This is a genomic window from Bradyrhizobium sp. 2TAF36 (genome assembly GCF_052114925.1).
Lineage (GTDB): Bacteria > Pseudomonadota > Alphaproteobacteria > Rhizobiales > Xanthobacteraceae > Bradyrhizobium > Bradyrhizobium barranii.
The window spans coordinates 1-1,014 of record NZ_JBFRFR010000243.1 but is presented as its reverse complement, the minus strand read 5'-3'; the positions used below and the strand labels follow the sequence as shown (position 1 = coordinate 1,014).

The window sequence follows — 1,014 nt, the reverse complement described above, 5'->3', positions numbered from 1 at the left end:
CTCGCGGCGCATCTCGCCCGAGCTTTGCTTCGTCGTTCCACCCTCGAAGCCAAGAGGGCGCAGGGAAGGCCGGGTGCTGACCTCGCACCCGCGGTCCGCTGCGCGAAAGGTAGCGCAAGGAAACCGCACAGCAGCATACAGGTGGTGCCGATCACTCGGCCTTCCCTGCGCGATGGTCGGACGGCTTATGCCGTGCTCTCCCGGGAGCCGAGTTCCTTCTGGCCTCCCTCACGCTTGCGAAAGTCACCGACACCGCGCCGGTTGACGCGACTGCCGCATTCGCAAAGCACTTGACCGTAGCAACGACGGCCAGGACCACACGGTTTTGCCGTACGCACGGCCCGCCATTTTGCCGCAGTTTTTCCAGCCCTGTCGACGGAGCCGGAAACTTACAGACGAGACGAACCTGACAGCGCCGCTCATCCGGCACGAAGCTTTGGGCTCACGGAGAGCAATCCGCCCTGCCCGCACTTTTCGCGCCCAACGCTGCCGCGTCCACCGCAACCCGGCTCGCGACAGTGACGACACAAGATCGCCCCTCTTGGTGAGCCGGGATGGGCAGCACATACGCCAATTCCGAATTTCGGTAAAGTGGAATATTCTTGCAAGCGCAGCTTGACACCGGCGCAGATCGGAATGACCCGGTGTTTTGCCCGACGGCCGGGGTCAGCGGGGCGTGACTGGCAGCACGCCTGTGCGAAGTGGCGGCGGCATGCCCCACCGCATCAACACCATCCTGCGTCTGTGTTGCGGACGACCGGCGCAGGATAGTCGGGAAACACGCCGGGCATCGGTGCGAGGTTGCCGACGTATCGGTTGGCGACGCGAAACAGTGCGGCGACGCAGCTTGGTTCGTCGCGATGCTGTAGATGGGGTGATTGCGGTTGCTGCTCGAAAGGCTCAGCCTGGAAGGGAAGCCGGCGAGCCGGTGGCARCAGGAGCGGGAACATGAAGCACTATGTCGGTCTGGATGTTTCGCTAAAGGAGACGGCTATCTGTGTTGTGGACGAGAAT

At 63.2% G+C, this 1,014-nt stretch carries 1 pseudogene; it reads right to left on the bottom strand.

From position 1 onward, the window contains the following. Positions 1-675: 675 nt before the first annotated feature. Positions 676-871: pseudogene (locus AB4Z51_RS44995) on the bottom strand (SOS response-associated peptidase); the annotation flags it as partial. Between the last annotated feature and the right edge of the window lie 143 nt (positions 872-1,014).